Annotated in this window: 19 protein-coding genes; 8 read left to right on the top strand and 11 right to left on the bottom strand. The window is 74.3% G+C overall.

Annotated elements, in window-relative coordinates; all coding sequences use genetic code 11:
- Positions 1–5: 5 nt before the first annotated feature.
- Positions 6–860 (bottom strand): formate dehydrogenase accessory sulfurtransferase FdhD, encoded by an 855-nt coding sequence (gene fdhD, locus COO58_RS25290; protein WP_098747538.1) that lies wholly within the window; start codon positions 858–860, stop codon positions 6–8.
- A gap of 156 nt (positions 861–1,016) precedes the next feature.
- On the opposite strand from fdhD, the gene COO58_RS25285 reads away from it, so the two are divergent.
- The 3 genes from COO58_RS25285 (at position 1,017) to COO58_RS25275 (ending at position 3,038) form a co-directional block, all read left to right on the top strand.
- The gene (locus COO58_RS25285) at positions 1,017–1,616 is read left to right on the top strand and encodes a molybdenum cofactor guanylyltransferase (RefSeq protein WP_098747537.1); all 600 of its coding nucleotides are present in this window, start codon (positions 1,017–1,019) and stop codon (positions 1,614–1,616) included.
- The gene (locus tag COO58_RS25280; RefSeq protein WP_091576787.1) at positions 1,613–1,870 is read left to right on the top strand and encodes a DUF6457 domain-containing protein; all 258 of its coding nucleotides are present in this window, start codon (positions 1,613–1,615) and stop codon (positions 1,868–1,870) included. Before COO58_RS25285 ends, COO58_RS25280 begins: the two co-directional genes overlap by 4 nt.
- Before the next feature lie 67 nt (positions 1,871–1,937).
- Positions 1,938–3,038 (top strand): hypothetical protein, encoded by a 1,101-nt coding sequence (locus COO58_RS25275; RefSeq protein WP_091567876.1) that lies wholly within the window; start codon positions 1,938–1,940, stop codon positions 3,036–3,038.
- 6 nt (positions 3,039–3,044) lie between these two features.
- Here COO58_RS25275 and COO58_RS25270 read toward each other — a convergent pair whose 3' ends face one another.
- Positions 3,045–4,001: a zinc-binding dehydrogenase gene (locus tag COO58_RS25270; RefSeq protein WP_098747535.1), complete on the bottom strand. Its 957-nt coding sequence runs from the start codon at positions 3,999–4,001 to the stop codon at positions 3,045–3,047.
- 55 nt (positions 4,002–4,056) lie between these two features.
- Positions 4,057–4,515: an Lrp/AsnC family transcriptional regulator gene (locus tag COO58_RS25265; protein ID WP_091567885.1), complete on the bottom strand. Its 459-nt coding sequence runs from the start codon at positions 4,513–4,515 to the stop codon at positions 4,057–4,059.
- A 59-nt stretch (positions 4,516–4,574) separates the two neighbouring features.
- Between COO58_RS25265 and ddaH the strand changes: the two genes are divergently transcribed.
- Complete coding sequence (ddaH, locus tag COO58_RS25260) at positions 4,575–5,408, top strand: dimethylargininase (protein ID WP_172967886.1); 834 nt, start codon at positions 4,575–4,577, stop codon at positions 5,406–5,408.
- A 55-nt stretch (positions 5,409–5,463) separates the two neighbouring features.
- On the opposite strand, the gene COO58_RS25255 is transcribed toward ddaH, so the two are convergent.
- Positions 5,464–6,684: an ABC transporter substrate-binding protein gene (locus tag COO58_RS25255; RefSeq protein ID WP_098747534.1), complete on the bottom strand. Its 1,221-nt coding sequence runs from the start codon at positions 6,682–6,684 to the stop codon at positions 5,464–5,466.
- 49 nt (positions 6,685–6,733) lie between these two features.
- A complete protein-coding gene (locus COO58_RS25250) occupies positions 6,734–7,561 on the bottom strand; it encodes a S9 family peptidase (RefSeq protein ID WP_098747532.1) in 828 nt (275 codons plus the stop codon).
- A 58-nt stretch (positions 7,562–7,619) separates the two neighbouring features.
- Between COO58_RS25250 and COO58_RS25245 the strand changes: the two genes are divergently transcribed.
- A complete protein-coding gene (locus tag COO58_RS25245; protein WP_091567901.1) occupies positions 7,620–8,210 on the top strand; it encodes a bacterial proteasome activator family protein in 591 nt (196 codons plus the stop codon).
- A 35-nt stretch (positions 8,211–8,245) separates the two neighbouring features.
- On the opposite strand, the gene COO58_RS25240 is transcribed toward COO58_RS25245, so the two are convergent.
- The 3 genes from COO58_RS25240 to COO58_RS25230 all read right to left on the bottom strand — a co-directional run bounded on the left by COO58_RS25240 (position 8,246) and on the right by COO58_RS25230 (position 10,792).
- Positions 8,246–9,058 carry an HAD family hydrolase gene (locus COO58_RS25240; protein ID WP_098747531.1) on the bottom strand — a complete coding sequence of 271 codons (813 nt, stop codon included), beginning with the start codon at positions 9,056–9,058 and terminating at the stop codon, positions 8,246–8,248.
- Complete coding sequence (locus COO58_RS25235; protein WP_091567909.1) at positions 9,058–9,879, bottom strand: HAD family hydrolase; 822 nt, start codon at positions 9,877–9,879, stop codon at positions 9,058–9,060. The genes COO58_RS25240 and COO58_RS25235 overlap by 1 nt, the downstream gene beginning before the upstream one ends.
- Positions 9,880–10,054: 175 nt before the next feature.
- Positions 10,055–10,792: a hypothetical protein gene (locus COO58_RS25230; protein WP_091567914.1), complete on the bottom strand. Its 738-nt coding sequence runs from the start codon at positions 10,790–10,792 to the stop codon at positions 10,055–10,057.
- Between the two features lie 119 nt (positions 10,793–10,911).
- On the opposite strand from COO58_RS25230, the gene COO58_RS25225 reads away from it, so the two are divergent.
- The 3 genes from COO58_RS25225 to COO58_RS25215 all read left to right on the top strand — a co-directional run bounded on the left by COO58_RS25225 (position 10,912) and on the right by COO58_RS25215 (position 12,591).
- Positions 10,912–11,340 carry an OsmC family protein gene (locus COO58_RS25225; RefSeq protein WP_091567918.1) on the top strand — a complete coding sequence of 143 codons (429 nt, stop codon included), beginning with the start codon at positions 10,912–10,914 and terminating at the stop codon, positions 11,338–11,340.
- 88 nt (positions 11,341–11,428) lie between these two features.
- Positions 11,429–11,773 carry a metallopeptidase family protein gene (locus COO58_RS25220; RefSeq protein ID WP_172968049.1) on the top strand — a complete coding sequence of 115 codons (345 nt, stop codon included), beginning with the start codon at positions 11,429–11,431 and terminating at the stop codon, positions 11,771–11,773.
- 95 nt (positions 11,774–11,868) lie between these two features.
- Positions 11,869–12,591, top strand: a complete 723-nt coding sequence (locus COO58_RS25215) for an AIM24 family protein (RefSeq protein WP_091567924.1) — start codon at positions 11,869–11,871, stop codon at positions 12,589–12,591.
- Between the two features lie 43 nt (positions 12,592–12,634).
- Here the strand turns inward: COO58_RS25215 and pheA are convergent, their stop codons facing one another.
- From pheA to COO58_RS25200, 3 genes are all read right to left on the bottom strand, one after another.
- A complete protein-coding gene (gene pheA, locus COO58_RS25210) occupies positions 12,635–13,591 on the bottom strand; it encodes a prephenate dehydratase (protein WP_091576790.1) in 957 nt (318 codons plus the stop codon).
- Positions 13,592–13,601: 10 nt separating this feature from the next.
- Positions 13,602–14,117: a hypothetical protein gene (locus COO58_RS25205; protein ID WP_098747529.1), complete on the bottom strand. Its 516-nt coding sequence runs from the start codon at positions 14,115–14,117 to the stop codon at positions 13,602–13,604.
- 89 nt (positions 14,118–14,206) lie between these two features.
- Positions 14,207–14,653 carry a hypothetical protein gene (locus tag COO58_RS25200; protein ID WP_091567937.1) on the bottom strand — a complete coding sequence of 149 codons (447 nt, stop codon included), beginning with the start codon at positions 14,651–14,653 and terminating at the stop codon, positions 14,207–14,209.
- Positions 14,654–14,857 lie beyond the last annotated feature (204 nt).

Genomic DNA, 14,857 nt, shown 5'->3' with positions numbered 1-14,857 from the left:
GCCGTTCACCCGGTTACGCGCTGCGCCCCGGCGTAGACGTTCATGGTCGGCCCGCGCAGGAAACCGACGAGCGTCATCCCGGCCTCCTCGGCCAGTTCGACGGCGAGCGTGCTGGGCGCGGAGACCGCCGCGAGCAGCGGCACCCCGGCCATCCACGCCTTCTGGGTCAGCTCGAAGCTGGCCCGGCCGGAGACCAGCAGCACGTGCCCGGCCAGCGGCAACAGGTCCTCCCGCACGGCCCAGCCGATCACCTTGTCCACGGCGTTGTGCCGGCCCACGTCCTCCCGCAGCACCACCAGCTCGCCGTCGGCGGTGAAGAGACCGGCCGCGTGCAGGCCGCCGGTGCGGTCGAACGCGCGCTGGGCGGCGCGTAGCCGGTCCGGCAGCGCGGCCAGCAGCTCGGCGCCGACCGCGAGCGGGTCCTCCCGCACCGCGAACCGGGACCGGGTACGGACCGACTCGATGCTCGCCTTGCCGCACACGCCGCAGGAGCTGGTCGTGTAGAAGTTGCGCGCCGGGTCGGTGGTCGGCTCCGGCACGCCCGGAGACAGCACCACGTCGACCACGTTGTAGGTGTTCGGGGTCTCCGCCCCGGCGCAGAGCTGCGCCGTGTGCACGTCCTCCGCCGACCGGATCAGCCCCTCCGTGAGCAGGAAGCCGATCGCCAGGTCGAGGTCGTCGCCGGGCGTACGCATGGTGACCGCGAGCGGCCGGCGTCGCCCCGGGCCGCCCGGCCCGACCCGGATCTCCAGCGGCTCCTCCACGGACAGGGTGTCCTGCCGGCGGATCCGGGCCCGGCCGTCGGCCACCGCCCCGAGGTCGATCCGCAGCACGCTCCGCCGGTCCGTCGCCCGTCCCATGCCGCCATCCTCCCCCGCGCGCCGACCGGCCCGCACCTTCGCGGCGTCCGCACCCCCGACGGCTCTGGTCCGGTCCCGCTCCCGCCGGCCCGCCCCCGCACCCGTCCCGCCGGCGCGGGACCGGGTCGGGGCAGCGCCCGTGGGTAGGGTGAGGCGGTGACGGGGTACGCGGCGGTGCTGCTCGCCGGCGGCGCGGCCCGACGGATGCGCGGCGTGGACAAGCCCGCCCGTCCCGTCGGTGGGCGACCGATGCTGCACCGGGTGCTGGAGGCGGTGGCCGGCGCGGACGAGCGGATCGTGGTCGGCCCGGCCGGTCCGGTGCCCGAAGGGGTGCGGGTGACCCGTGAGGAGCCCCCCGGCGGTGGACCCGTGGCCGCCACCGCGGCCGGGCTGGCCCTGCTGGGGCCCGGTACGACCACCGTCGCCCTGCTCGCCGCGGACCTGCCGTTGCTCACCGCCGCGGCGGTGGACGGGCTGCGGCGCGCGCTCGACGGGTCGCGGGCCGGTCTGGCCTGTTACGTCGACGGTGACGGGCGTCGGCAGCAGCTCTGCGGCGTGTGGCGGGCCACGGCGTTGCGGGCGGCCCTCGACCGCCTGGCGGCGGAGCGGGGCGGCACTGTCGACGGCGCGCCGGTACGCGGGTTGCTGGCCGGTGTCGCGGTCCGTGAGGTGGCGTGGACCGGCTCGGGACCGCCGCCCTGGTTCGACTGCGACACTGACGAGGACGTACGCCGGGCCGAGGAGTGGACGAGATGACGGTGTTGGACGACTGGGTCACCGCGGCCTGCGCCGAGCTGGATCTGGATCCGGCCGAGGTGCCGGTGTCGAGCGTGCTCGACGTCGCCCGGGACGTGGCGCACCAGGTGCTCCGGCCGGGGGCGCCGGTCACCGCGTACCTGCTGGGGGTGGCCGTGGGACGCGGCGCGGACCCGGCCGCGGCGGCCGCGCGGCTCAGCGCGCTGGCCGGTTCCTGGCCGGTGGAACTGGACGGGACCGTACCGGCGGAGTAGCCGTGCTCGGGCGCGGTTCGACGCCCACCGCCCATGGGTAGGGTGGCGGGAACGGACGGAGGCGATCATGACGGCAGACCACCCCTCGGCGCCGGTCGACCAGCCTTCCGGCGGTACGCCGGAGCAGCACGAGTCGATCCTGCTCGACGAGCCGACCACGGCCGATCTGCGGGCCAAGGTGACCGAGGCCTGGCGGGAGTTCGCCCGGGCGCTGGCCGACCGGCTGCGCGGGCTGCCCGCCGGCGGGCACCTGGAGGTCACGCTCGACCCGACCGCCTCCGGCACCGGCGACGCCGTCTACTCGGTCAGCGCGGACGTCGGCGAGGAGGGTCGCCTGTCCGCCCGGGCGGTCGGCAACGCCACCCTGCCGCAGGGCTACCGGCTGGACCGGGCCGCGGTGGCCGACATGGTCGCGCTGGGTTGGTCGCCGCCCGGGGTGGTGCCCGGTTCCGGCGAGCAGTTCGGCCTGGACTGCGGCGTCGACGAGGCGACCCGGCTGTCCGCCGTGCTCTCCCGCACGCTGCGCGACGTCTACGGCGCCCCGCACCCCGCCTTCCTGGTCTACCTGGTGCACGACGCCGAGGGCGAGCCGCTGCCGGTGGAGCCGCTGGGCACGGCCCGCAGCGAGTTCGGCCCGGACCGGGACGTCGAGGCGGACCTGGACGAGGCGCTGGCGGCCGCGGCGGCGGCCCAGGCCGGCGAGAACGACGTGCTGGCGCTGGAGGAGCGGGTCCGGACCGTCGTGTCGACGATGCTGAAGTCGAACTCCGACCAGGTCCAGGTCGACTCCGACGGGGACATCAACATCCGGGCCGGCTCGGCGATGGTCTTCGTGCGGGTACGCGACAACCCGCCGCTGGTCGACGTCTTCTCCCCGGTGCTGACCGAGGTGGAGCCGACCGAGCGGCTCTACGTGAAGCTCTCCGAGCTGACCAACCGGATGCCGATCGGCCGGCTCTACTGCGCCGACGACACGGTCTGGGCGTCGATCCCGGTCTTCGGCCGCAACTTCCAGGCCACCCACCTGATGCTGGCGGTGCAGGTGATGACCGGTCTGGCGGACGAGTTGGACGACCGGCTGCACGGCGAGTTCGGCGGCAAGCGTTTCTTCGGCGAGGGCGACAAGCCGGCGCGGGCGGAGGAGCACCGCACCGGCATGTACCTCTGAGCGCGGTCAGCGCACGTCGAGCAGCGTCTTGCCCACTGTTTCCCGGGCCTCGATCGCGGCGTGCGCGGCGGCGGCCCGGGCCAGCGGGAAGCGCTGCCCGATCAGCGGCCGCAGCCGCCCGGCCGCGCCCTCGGCGAGCGCCGCCTCGGTGAGGGCGCGCAGCTCGTCCGGGCCGGGCCGGGGGCTCAGCAGCGTCACCCCGCGTGCGGCGGCGGACTCGGCCGGGATGTCCGCCCAGGCGCCGCCGGCCAGTCCGAAGCTGAGCATCCGCCCGCCGCGGTCCAGCAGGTCGAACGCCTGCCGGGCGAGCGGCCCGCCCACGCCGTCGAACACCACGTCGACGGCGCCCACGGCGTCCCGGACCCGGTCGGTCCAGCCGGCCTGCCGGTAGTCGACGACCACGTCGAGGCCGGCGGCGCGGAGCACGTCCACCTTGCGGGCGCCGCCGGCGGCGGCCACCACCGTGGCGCCGGCGGTCGCCGCCAGCTGAGTGAGCAGCGATCCGACGCCCCCGGCCGCCGCCTCGACCAGGACCCGGTCGCCCCGCCGCAGCCCGGCCGCCCCGGCCAGCATCAGGGCGGTCCGGCCGTCGGCCATCAGCGCCACCGCCACGTCGAGCGCCAACCCCGGGGGTACGGGGACCGGCGCGCTCCGGTCGACCACGACGCGTTCGGCGTACCCGCCGGTGCCGCCGGTGGCGGTGACCACGACGCGGCCGGCGAGCGCCGGGTCGACGCCCGCTCCCAGCGCGGTGATCGTGCCGCCGACCCCGTTGCCGGGGATCACCGGCAGTTCGGCGCCGAACGGCCCGAAGCCGCTGGCCCGGAACATCGTCTCGACGAACGTGATGTTGGCGTGTGCCACGTCGACGAGCACCTGCCCCGGTCCGGGTGCCGGGTCGGGTGCCGTCCCGGGCACGAGCACCTCGGGTCCGCCGAACTCCCGCAGCCACACCGCACGCATACCGCCCCCTCGCTTCGAGCCGGTCACCAGTGCACGACATGAAGCGAGGTTGAGGTCAAGGCGTGGAGGGTCCGACGCCGGGGGACTCGACCAGCCGGGACAGCACGATGGTGCTGCGGGACGAGGTGACGAACGACTCGGCCCGCAGTCGTTCCAGGGCCTCCTCCAGGTGGGAGATGTCGGCGGCGCGCAGGTGCACCAGCGCGTCCGCCTCGCCGGAGACGGTGTAGGCGCCGACCACCTCGGGGTGCCGGCGGGCGGCGGCGCCGATCTGCGCCGGGGTGGTCCGGCCGGCGCAGAACAGCTCGACGAACGCCTCGGTGGTCCACCCGACGGCGGCCGGGTCGACGACGGCGGTGAATCCGCGGATGACCCCGGTCGCGCGGAGCCGGTCGACGCGTCGCTTGACGGCGGGGGCGGAGAGTGACACCCGGGTGCCGATGTCCGCGTACGAGGCGCGGGCGTCCGCCACGAGCAACGCAATGATTCGCTGGTCAACCGCGTCTATCTGCAACGTTCCGCCTCTGGGAAGCAATGGTTGTGGCTGTTACCAAAGTTCTACCGTACCTACTCTTGGTGACCGTGAACCAGCAGCGAGTCTCGCGAAAGCGGACATATCTCATGTGCTCGCCCGAGCACTTCGCGGTCGAGTACGCGATCAACCCGTGGATGGACGTGACCACGGCGGTCGACGCCGACCTGGCGGTCAAGCAGTGGGACCGGCTGCGCGAGACGCTGGTCGGGCTCGGTCACGAGGTGCACCTGCTGACGCCGGAGGCCGGCCTGCCGGACATGGTCTTCGCGGCCAACGGGGCGTTCGTGGTCGACGGCACGGTCTACGGCGCCCAGTTCAAGCACGAGCAGCGGGCCGCCGAGGCCGCCGCGCACCGGGCGTTCTACGAGGAGCGGGGCTGGCGGTTCATCGCGCCGAGCGAGACCAACGAGGGCGAGGGCGACTTCGCGTACCTGCCGGAGGCGCACGGCGGGCTGGTCCTGGCCGGCCACGGCTTCCGGACCGAGCCGGCCGCGCACGCCGAGGCGCAGGAGGCGCTCGGCCGCCCGGTGGTCTCGCTGCGCCTGGTCGACCCGCGCTTCTACCACCTGGACGTGGCGCTCGCCTCGATCGACGACGAGAACATCGTCTACTACCCGGGCGCCTTCTCCGCGGCCAGCCAGCGGGTGCTGACCCAGCTGTTCCCCGACGCGGTCGTGGCGGACGACGAGGACGCCCTGGCCTTCGGCCTGAACCTGGTCAGCGACGGGCTCAACGTGGTGCTGAACAACGAGGCGACCCGGCTGGCCGGCAAGCTGAAGGCGGCCGGCTACCACCCGGTGCCGGTGGAGCTGGCCGAGCTGAAGAAGGGTGGCGGCAGCGTGAAGTGCTGCATCGCCGAGCTGCGGCACTGACCCCCGCACGCACGAAGGGCGGCCTCCCCCCGGGGAGGCCGCCCTTTCTCGCGTGTCAGCCGAGCGTCGCCAGCTCGTTGATCACCACGTTGGAGAGCATCCGGCCGTCGAGCTGGACCTTGCGCAGGTACCACTTCTGCTGCGGGGTACGCGGCTGGTTGAACTGCCAGGAGCCGCGCGGGCTGTCGACCTGGCCGATCTTGCCGAGCGCCAGGTTGACCTGCTGCGGGGACGGGTCCCGGCCGACCAGCCGGATCGCCTTGTCGAGGACCAGCGCGGCGTCGTACGAGGCCATCGCGTAGGTGGTCGGGGAGGCGTTGAACGTCTTGCGGTACGCGGAGGCGAACACCCGGTTCGCGGTGTTGTTCAGGTCGGCCGAGTAGTTCAGCGCGGTCTCGATGCCGAACTTCTCGATCAGCTGCCGGTCGCGGCCCTTCTCGCCGTCGTCGAGCTGGTCCAGGACGGTGCCCTCGGTCAGGAACCCGGGCGCGTAGACCGGCCCCCGGTAGCCCTCGTCGTAGAGCTGCTTGACGAACTGCACCGCCTGCGGGCCGGAGTAGTGGCAGAAGACCGCGTCCGGCTTGCGCCCCAGCGCCTTGCGGATCGGGCCGGCGTAGGCCCGCTTGCTCGGGGTGGCGTAGTCGGGCGTGTAGATCGGGTCCTCGGTGAGGCGGCGGCCCTGCTCGTAGCCGCGCCGGAAGCCGGCGACGACGTCCTGGCTGCCGGGGCCCTGGGTGCCGAAGATGGCGATCCGGCTGGACGCGTCCAGGTTCTGCCGCAGGTACTGCCCGAGCGCCACGCCCGGCTCGTCGAGCACGTAGGAGGTGCGCCAGATGTAGACGACGCCCTGCAACGTGGCGGGGGAGGCGTTGGAGCCGATGAGCGGCACCCGGGCCTGCTCGACGGTGTCCCTGATGCCGGTCATGACGACCGGGTCGACCACGCCGGTGAGCGCGAGCACGCCCTCCTTGAGCAGCCGGTCGACGGCGGCCTTGCCGGTCGCGGCGCTGTTGCCCTCCTCGGCCGGCACCAGCGTGACCGGGTGGCCGCCGAGCTGCTGGGAGTGCAGGCTGAGGAAGAGCTGGAAGCCGTTGGTGATCTCTTCGCCGATGACCTTGTTCGGGCCGCCGCCGGGCACGATCAGACCGATCTTGATCGGGCTGCCGGCCGGGGCCTGCTCCGTGGTGTCGTCACCGGAACCGCAGCCCGCCGCGAGCCCGGTGGTGCCCAGTGCGGCCAGCAGTTGCAGCGCCCGCCTGCGGTTCATCTGTGCCACCGAAATTCCTTCCCGACGGGGTGGCCATGATGCACACCCCTCCGGCGTTCTACCTGGTCGGCAACGCTGCGTCAATGCCCGGATGATCATTGTGAAGGGACCGCAACGCCGTGACCACCTGCGGCCACGCCGCGGAGTCCGGCGCGATCAACCCGAAATGTTCGCATTCCGGCAGCTCAACCAGCGCGGCGTCGCCTCCGGCGGCCCGGTCCGAGGCCACCCAGGCGCGGCTGATCGCGACCGAGACCTGACGGTCGAGAAGACCATGCATGACTACGGTGCGTGTCCGGACCGGCACCAACGCCGATGGATCCGCCTCGGCGTACCGATCCGGCACGTCCGCCGGGCCGCCGCCCAGCAGCGCGGCCACCGCGCCATCGTCCAGGTCCAGCCGGTACGCCTCGGCGAGGTCCGCGACCGGCGCCAGCGCGAGCACGCCGCCGACCGTCTCCGGGGCGCGTCCGGCCACGTACAGCGCCAGGTGCCCACCGGCCGAGTGACCGACCAGGATCGGCGGGCCGGGCGCCACCCGGCCGGGCAGCGCGGCGGCGGCCAGCGCCGGCAGGGCGGCGACCCCGGTGCGCACGTCGGTGAGCGTGTGCGGCCATCCGCCGTCCGGCTGGCCGGTCCGGCGGTATTCGATCTGGGCGACCGGATGGCCGAGCGCGGCCAGCGCCGCCGCCATCGGGCCGGTGTGGGCGCGGTCGTACCCGGCCCGCCAGAAGCCGCCGTGCACCACGACCACCAGCGGACGGGCGGGCCCGTCGCCGGCCGGTCGGCGCAGGTCGGCGCACTGGTCCGGGTGGTCGCCGTAGGCGACGGTCGCGTCCGGCGGGGGAGCCGGCCGGGTCAGCACGTCGCGCGGGTCGCTGGACATGCGGCGACGGTAGCCTGCCCCCGGTCCGGGCGCGTGCGCGTGGTCGGGGTGGGTAAAGATGGGTGCCATGACCGAAGCGCACTCCGCCGGACACGACGACGAACAGGGCAACGATGGCATCCCCGGCACCGTGGTGGTGGTCGGGCCGGACGGCCGCCCGGTCGGCACGGTGCAGACCGACGAGGGCAAGGGCGAGGACCCGACCCGTCTGGTCGAGCAGCCGGCCAAGGTGATGCGGATCGGCAGCATGATCAAGCAGCTGTTGGAGGAGGTGAAGGCCGCCCCGCTGGACGACGCCAGCCGGCACCGCATGCGGGAGATCCACGAGCGCTCGATCGTCGAGCTGAAGGAGGGCCTGGCCCCCGAGCTGCGCGAGGAGCTGGAGCGGATCTCGCTGCCGTTCACCGAGCAGCAGGCGCCCAGCGAGAGCGAGCTGCGCATCGCCCACGCCCAGCTGGTGGGCTGGCTCGAGGGGCTGTTCCACGGCATCCAGGCCGCGCTGGTGGCCCAGCAGATGGCCGCCCGGGTGCAGCTCGAGCAGATGCGGTCCGGCCGGCAGGCGCTGCCCAGCGGCCCCGGCGGGATGATCCCCGGCATGCCGGGGATGCCCGGCACCAACGAGGGCCACGCGCCCGGCCAGTACCTGTGACCCGTCGGCCGGGGCGCGTCACGCGCCCCGGCCGGTCAGTCCACCCCGAAGACCTCCTCCAGGTACGCGGCGACCCCGTCGTCGGTGTTCGCCCCGGTCACCTCGTGCGCGATCTCCAGCACGGCCGGGTGGGCGTTGGCCACGGCCACCGCCCGGCCGGCCCAGGTCAGCATGGGCACGTCGTTGGGCATGTCGCCGAAGGCGAGCACGTCCCGCTCGTCGATGCCCAGGCGGGCCGCGTACCAGGCCAGACCGGCCGCCTTGGTCACGCCGGCGGCGGAGATCTCGATCAGCCCGCTGTAGGACGAGTGGGTCGCCTCGGCCAGCCCCTCCAGCGCCCCGGCCACCACCCGGACGAACAGGTCCGGGTCCTGCTCACCGGCGCGGACCAGCAGCTTCACCGCCGGCGCGGCGAGCAGTTCCTCGGGCGACTCGACCGCCCGGATCGCCTCCGCGTCGGCGTCCCAGCGCAGCGGGTAGTGCGCCTCGTGCCGCATCTGCCGGCTGTCCACGATCTCCACCGCGAAGCTCACCCCGGGCACCTCGGCCCGTAGCCGCCGGGCCACCTCGGCCAGCAGCTCCGGGGCGAGCGGGTCGGCCCGCAGCACCTCGTCGGCGACCGGGTCGTAGACCACCGCGCCGTTGGCGCAGATCGCCGGCAGCGGCGCGGCGAGCTGGTCGTACACGAGTTGGAGCCAGCGGATCGGGCGGCCGGTGACCAGCACGACCGGCGTGCCCGCGGCGACAAGCCGGGCCAGCACCGCCGACGTGCGCGGGCTGAGCGTCCGGTCGTCGCGCAGCAGCGTGCCGTCGATGTCGGTCGCGACGAGTCGGGGTGGATCTCCCATCACCGGGACAGTAGTCGGTCCAGGTAGACCGCGACGCCGTCGTCGTCGTTGCGCAGGGTGATCTCGTCGGCCGCGGCGCGCACGTCGGGGTGTGCGTTCGCCACCGCCACCCGGGCCCAGCCTGCCCAGCCGAACATCGGCAGGTCGTTGGGCTGGTCGCCGAAGACCAGCACGTCGGCGGGGTCCACCCCGAGCTGGTCGGCGATCACGCTCAGCCCGGTGGCCTTGTCCACGCCCGGTGGGCAGATCTCGACGAAACCCAGCCCGGCCTGGGTGAGCGTGGCCACCTCCGGCGGGACGATCCGGCGGGCCGCCGCCAGCAGGTCGTCGACGTGGTGGTCGGCGGTCCGGGCGAACGCCTTGATCACGTCGCAGGAGAGGCACTCGGCGCGGCTGCGCGCCTCGAACCGGTCCGGGTAGGGCCAGCTCGGGTGGTAGTCGCCCCAGAGCGGCGCGTCGTGCTCGTCGGACGCCTCGACCATCACGGTCAGCGGCCCCACGGCGGCCTCCAGGTCGGTCAGGAGTTGGGCCAGCACCTCACCGCGCAGGCGCTCGTCCCGCAGCACCAGCGGCCCGGCCGGGTCGCTCTGGTCGACCACCCGGCCACCGCCGGCCATCACCAGGAAGTCGGCGGCGCGGATGTCGTTGCGGGTGAGCTCGGTCAGACGCGGTCCGCGTCCGGTCGCGCCGACCACCGGGATCCCGGCGGCGCGCACCCGGTCCAGCACCCCGTGGGTGTACGCGGAGACGGTGTCGTCGCTGCGGACGAGCGTGCCGTCGAGGTCGGTGGCGATCAGCTTGGGCAGGCCCGGGCGGGTCATGGTTCCTCCTTCGCCCGCCGCCGTCACGTCGGCCGCCAGGTCCTCGGTGCCGCGACCCTCGAACGGCGGGCAGCAACCGTAACTCGCGAAAGGGGCGGCAACCACGGCTTTCCGGCGAATCGGCCGCGAATCCCCGGCGACCGGTAGGTGGCTGCCCGACGGGAGCCCGGAGCGGTCAGCGGGAGCGTTCGGGGCCGGCGAACGGCACCGTCGGTTCCACCGTCAGGTCGGCCGGCGCCGGGGGCGCCTCGTCGTCGGCGGACCGGCGCCGCCGGCGGGCCGGTGTTCCCGGCGGCTCGTCGGACGGCTCCGCTCCGACCTCCACCGGATCGGTCCCCCGGTCGCCGGTCCGGCCGGTCAGGTGCAGCGCGACCGCCAGCAGTGCGACGGCGAGGAACGCGGTGACCAGGCCACGCCCGTGCTGCACCTGGAGGCTCTGCTCGGTCGAAAAGAAGACGATGCGCCGGGCGAGCTGCTGGAGGGAGGCGGCGGCCGCGACCAGCACGCCGAGCAGGGGCGCCGCCAGACCCAGCCCGGCGATCCGGGCGTGCCGCCGCACCGCCGGGGCGCCGCGCAGCGCCAGCGCCACCGCGACCGACAGCCCGAGCAGACCCACCAGGTACGCCACCCCGAAGCCGCCGATCTCGGCGACCCCGCTGGGCAGGCGGAGGGTGTCGTCCCCGTCCTGGTCGTCGTTCGGCAGCGTGATGACCAGCCACTCGCCGATCAGCGAGGCGAGCGCGGCGACCGCGCCGAGCCCGACGAGCACCGGCGGCAGGCGGTGGTCGCGGCCCAGGCCGGCCAACGACCGGCCGACCCGGCCGGGCGGTGCCTCGTCGGCGTCACCCCACTCCACGACGGTGGTGCCGTCGTGCCGGTCGTCCTGCCTGGGGATGGGGAGATCCTGCGACATCGGCCACCCTTCCCGTACGCGGGCCTGCGTCGAATCATGGCACAGCTGACACCCGGGCACCCGGACCGCGAGCCGCCGGACCGGTGCGGGGCGGCCCGCTTTCGGTTAGCGTCGGTGCCATGCCTATCCGTACCGCTTCCGCTCGTTGGCAGGGCAACCTGACCGAGGGGTCGGGCACCGTCCGCACCGGCAAGGGCGGCCTGTCCGGCAACTACTCCTTCAAGTCCCGCTTCGAGGAGGGCGAGGGCACCAACCCCGAGGAGCTGATCGGCGCCGCGCACGCCGGCTGCTTCTCGATGGCCCTCTCCAAGCAGCTCGCCGACGCGGGCGCCACCGACACGTCGGTGGAGACGACCGCCAAGGTGCACTTCGACAAGACCGACGCGGGCATGACCGTGACCCGCATCGACCTGGAGACCGTCGGCCAGGTCCCCGGCCTCGACGAGGCGGAGTTCACCAAGCTGGCCGAGGCGGCCAAGGAGAACTGCCCGATCTCCCGGCTGCTCTCCCCGGGCGCGCAGATCACGCTGAACGCCCGTCTGGCCTGACACCACGTACGGGACGGCGGGGGTGTCCTCCGGGGCGCCCCCGTCGCACCGCGTGCCGACCGCGAGGGAGTGACCGGGCCGCGTGGCCGTGGAGATGAGCCGGGACCGGTTCGAGGAACTGGTCGGCGAGGCGCTCGACGAGGTGCCCGAGGAGCTGCTCGGGCTGATGAGCAACGTGGTCATCCTGGTCGAGGACGATCCACCCCCGGGCGAGGACCTGCTCGGTCTCTACGAGGGGCACGCGCTCACCGAGCGCGGCTGGGACTACTCCGGCGTGCTGCCCGACCGCATCCTGATCTACCGCAACCCGATCCTGGCGATCTGCGACACCGACGAGGACGTGGTCGACGAGGTCGCGGTGACGGTGGTGCACGAGATCGCCCACCACTTCGGCATCGACGACGAGCGCCTGCACGCCCTCGGCTGGGGCTGACCGGTCCCCGGCGCGTCCCCGCTCGGCTGATCCCGTCGGTTGCGCCGGTCCCCTAACCTCCGGATCAGGCACATCCCGATGCAGGAGGAAACCCCATGCGCAGCGCGCTGTTCTCCGCGGAGAACCTCGAGAAGGAGTCCCAGCAGCCGGGCATGCGGCTGCAGAACTCCAAGATGCTGAAGATCGAGCTGAACGGCGAGGCGATGGCCCGCGTCGGGTCGATGGTCGCGTACCAGGGCCAGGTGCAGTTCCAGGCGCTCGGCTCGGGCGGCATCGGCAAGTTCATCAAGCAGCGGCTGACCGGTGAGGGCGTCCCGCTGATGAAGCTCACCGGGCGCGGCGACGTGTTCCTGGCCGAGCTGGCCAAGGACGTGCACATCATCGACCTGGAGCCCGGCGACGCGCTGTCCATCAACGGCTCCAGCGTGCTCGCCTTCGACTCCAGCCTCCAGTACGACATCAAGATGGTCGGCGGCGCCGGGATGGCGTCCTCGTCGGGCCTGTTCAACTGCGTCTTCACCGGGCACGGCCGGATCGCGATCACCACCAAGGGCACCCCGGTGGTGCTCAACGTGGACGCTCCGACGTACGTCGACCCGCAGGCGGCGGTCTGCTGGTCGGCCAACCTCCAGACCGGCTACCACCGGGCCGAGCAGCTCGGCCTCGGCACGCTGCTCGGGCGCAGCACCGGCGAGGCGTTCACGATGAGCTTCGCCGGGCAGGGCTTCGTGGTGGTGCAGCCGTCGGAGGAGCCGCCGGTGGCCGGCAGCGGCGCCCAGCAGCAGCAGGGTGGCCTGCTCGGCGGCCTGCTCCAGTGACCGGCCGCGCCGGGTGCGCCCTGGGGGAGCACCCGGCGCGGTCTCAGTTCAGCTCGCCGGCGCGCAGCCGGGCCAGCCAGGCCGCCGCGTCGGCGTAGTCGGCGTCGGAGAGGCCGGCCGGCGCGGGCGTCGGCCGGTCGGCCGCCGCCGTGCCCCAGCGGTGCCGGGGGTACGACCCGAGGAAGCGCACGTCGGCGCAGACCCGGCGGAGCCCGCGGAGCGCCTCGCCGAGGCGTACGTCGGCGACGTGCCCGGCGCAGTCGAGGAAGAACACGTAGCGGCCGAGCGCCTCGCCCGTCGGGCGGGACTCGATCCGGGTCAGGTTGACCCCGCGCACGGCCAGCTCCATGAGCACCCCGAGCAGCGCGCCCACCCGGTCGTGCGCGATGTAGACCGCCAGCGAGGTGAGGTCATCGCCGGTGGGCGGCGGGGGCGGCCCGGGGCGGGAGACCAGCGCGAACCGGGTCACCGCGTCCGGATGGTCGGCGATCTTGTCGGCGAGGACGGTGAGCCGGTGCCGGGCGGCGCCGATGGGGGCGCAGATCGCGGCGTCGTACTCGCCGCTCGCCGCGCCGGCCGCGGCGGCGCCGTTGGAGAGCACGTCGACCACGGTGGCGTCGGGCAGGTGGTCGCGGAGCCAGCCCCGGCACTGGGTGGACGCCTGCGGGTGGGCCGCCACGCTGCGCACGTCGGCCGGCGTGACGCCGGGTCGGCCGGCGAGGACGAACTCCACCGGCAGGACCACCTCGCGGGTGATCACCAGCGGGTCCCCCTCGGCCAGCTCGTCGAGCGTGACGCCGACCGCGCCGCCGATCGAGTTCTCCAGCGGCACGAGGGCGGCGTCCGCCTCCCCGGCCCGTACGGCGTCCAGCGCCTCGCCGACGCTGCGGGCCGGCGTCCGGTCCCCCCGCTCGGCGGCGGGCACGGTGCGCAACGCCTGCTCGGCGAAGGTGCCCTCGGGGCCCAGGTAGACGAAGCGGGTCGGCGGTGTTCCCGGCATGGCGACCAGCCTACGCACCCGGGGCGCCGTCGCAGGCCAGGGTGCGGATGCCGGGGGGACCGGCGGCGCGCACCTCGACGCCGCACACGTCGGTCCCGGCGGTGACCAGGGTGGGTGCGCCGGCCGGGCCGCGCGTGACCACCTGGAGTTCCTCGTGCCCGGTGACCGCCAGGACGGTGTAGTGCCAGCCCTCGGCGCAGAGCGGTCCGGTGCGGACGGTGACCTTCACGTCCCGGGGCAGCACCCCGGCGGAACCGCGCAGCAGCGCCACGATCCGGTCGCCGGACGGCTTGCCCCGGCAGGGTGTGGCAGCCGGATCGGGGGTCCGGGTGGTGGGCGGCGGCGCGGCCGGGGTGACCGGTGGGGTCGGCGGCGCGCTCGGGGTGGGCGTGGCGGACGCCGAGGCGCGGGGGCCGGTGGTGGCGGCGGGCTCACGCAGCTCGGGCGGGGTGCCGCACGCGGTGAGCGCGAGCAGGGCGAGCAGTGTCACCGGGGCGGACCGGCGGCGGGGTGCGGTGCGGTGCACTGTGCAGTCCTCGACATCGAGGGGCGTCGACGCGGCCCGAGGGCCGAGCCCATCGTAGGAGGATCATCCGCCGGGGTGAAGCCCGGTGGTCAGACCACCGAGAAGAACGTGAGTGAGCCGGCCACCGAGGCGCCGGTCAGCACCGGTGTGGAGATCGCGTCGACCGTGGTGCCGGCGTCGGAGCCGGGCCTGCGGACCCGGAGCAGCCCGCGGGCGAGGCGGCCGGAGTGCAGCGCGAGCAGCGGCGGGATCTTGTCGGTCTCCTGCTCGGTGAGCTCGCTCGGGCTGGCGGTGAAGTCGACCAGGCGCAGGCCGCCCTCCAGCAGCGGCAGGCCGATCACGTCCTCCGGGGCGCCCAGGCAGAGCAGGTCGCAGCCGGACGAGGAGATCGCCACCACGCAGGTGTCGGCGTCGATCAGCAGGCACGGCTCGGCGGCCCGGGAGACGGTGCCGGACCACTGCCCGACGTTGTCGGACTCCTGCTCGGCCGGTGCCTCCCCGAACACTTCCGAGAGTGAGAGCTCGACGTGGGCCACCGCGCCTCCTATGTACACCGACGGTCTGTCCACGCTAGCCGGTCGGCACGGCGGCCTTCCGGCCGCGCTGCGCTTCCGGTCGCCGGTGCCACCCGTGGGTCGGACGGCTCGGGGACCGGGGGACAGGCGTCGGTGCGACGGGAACCCCGGGGCCGGGCGGCCGGCGACGACGCGGACCGACGGAACCGGTCGGGGCGGAGCCGT

This window comes from Micromonospora sp. WMMA1996 (assembly GCF_002573675.1).
In the GTDB taxonomy this organism is placed as follows: domain Bacteria; phylum Actinomycetota; class Actinomycetes; order Mycobacteriales; family Micromonosporaceae; genus Micromonospora; species Micromonospora sediminicola.
The sequence above is the reverse complement of the archived record's forward strand: the minus strand, read 5'-3'. Positions and strand labels throughout refer to the sequence as shown.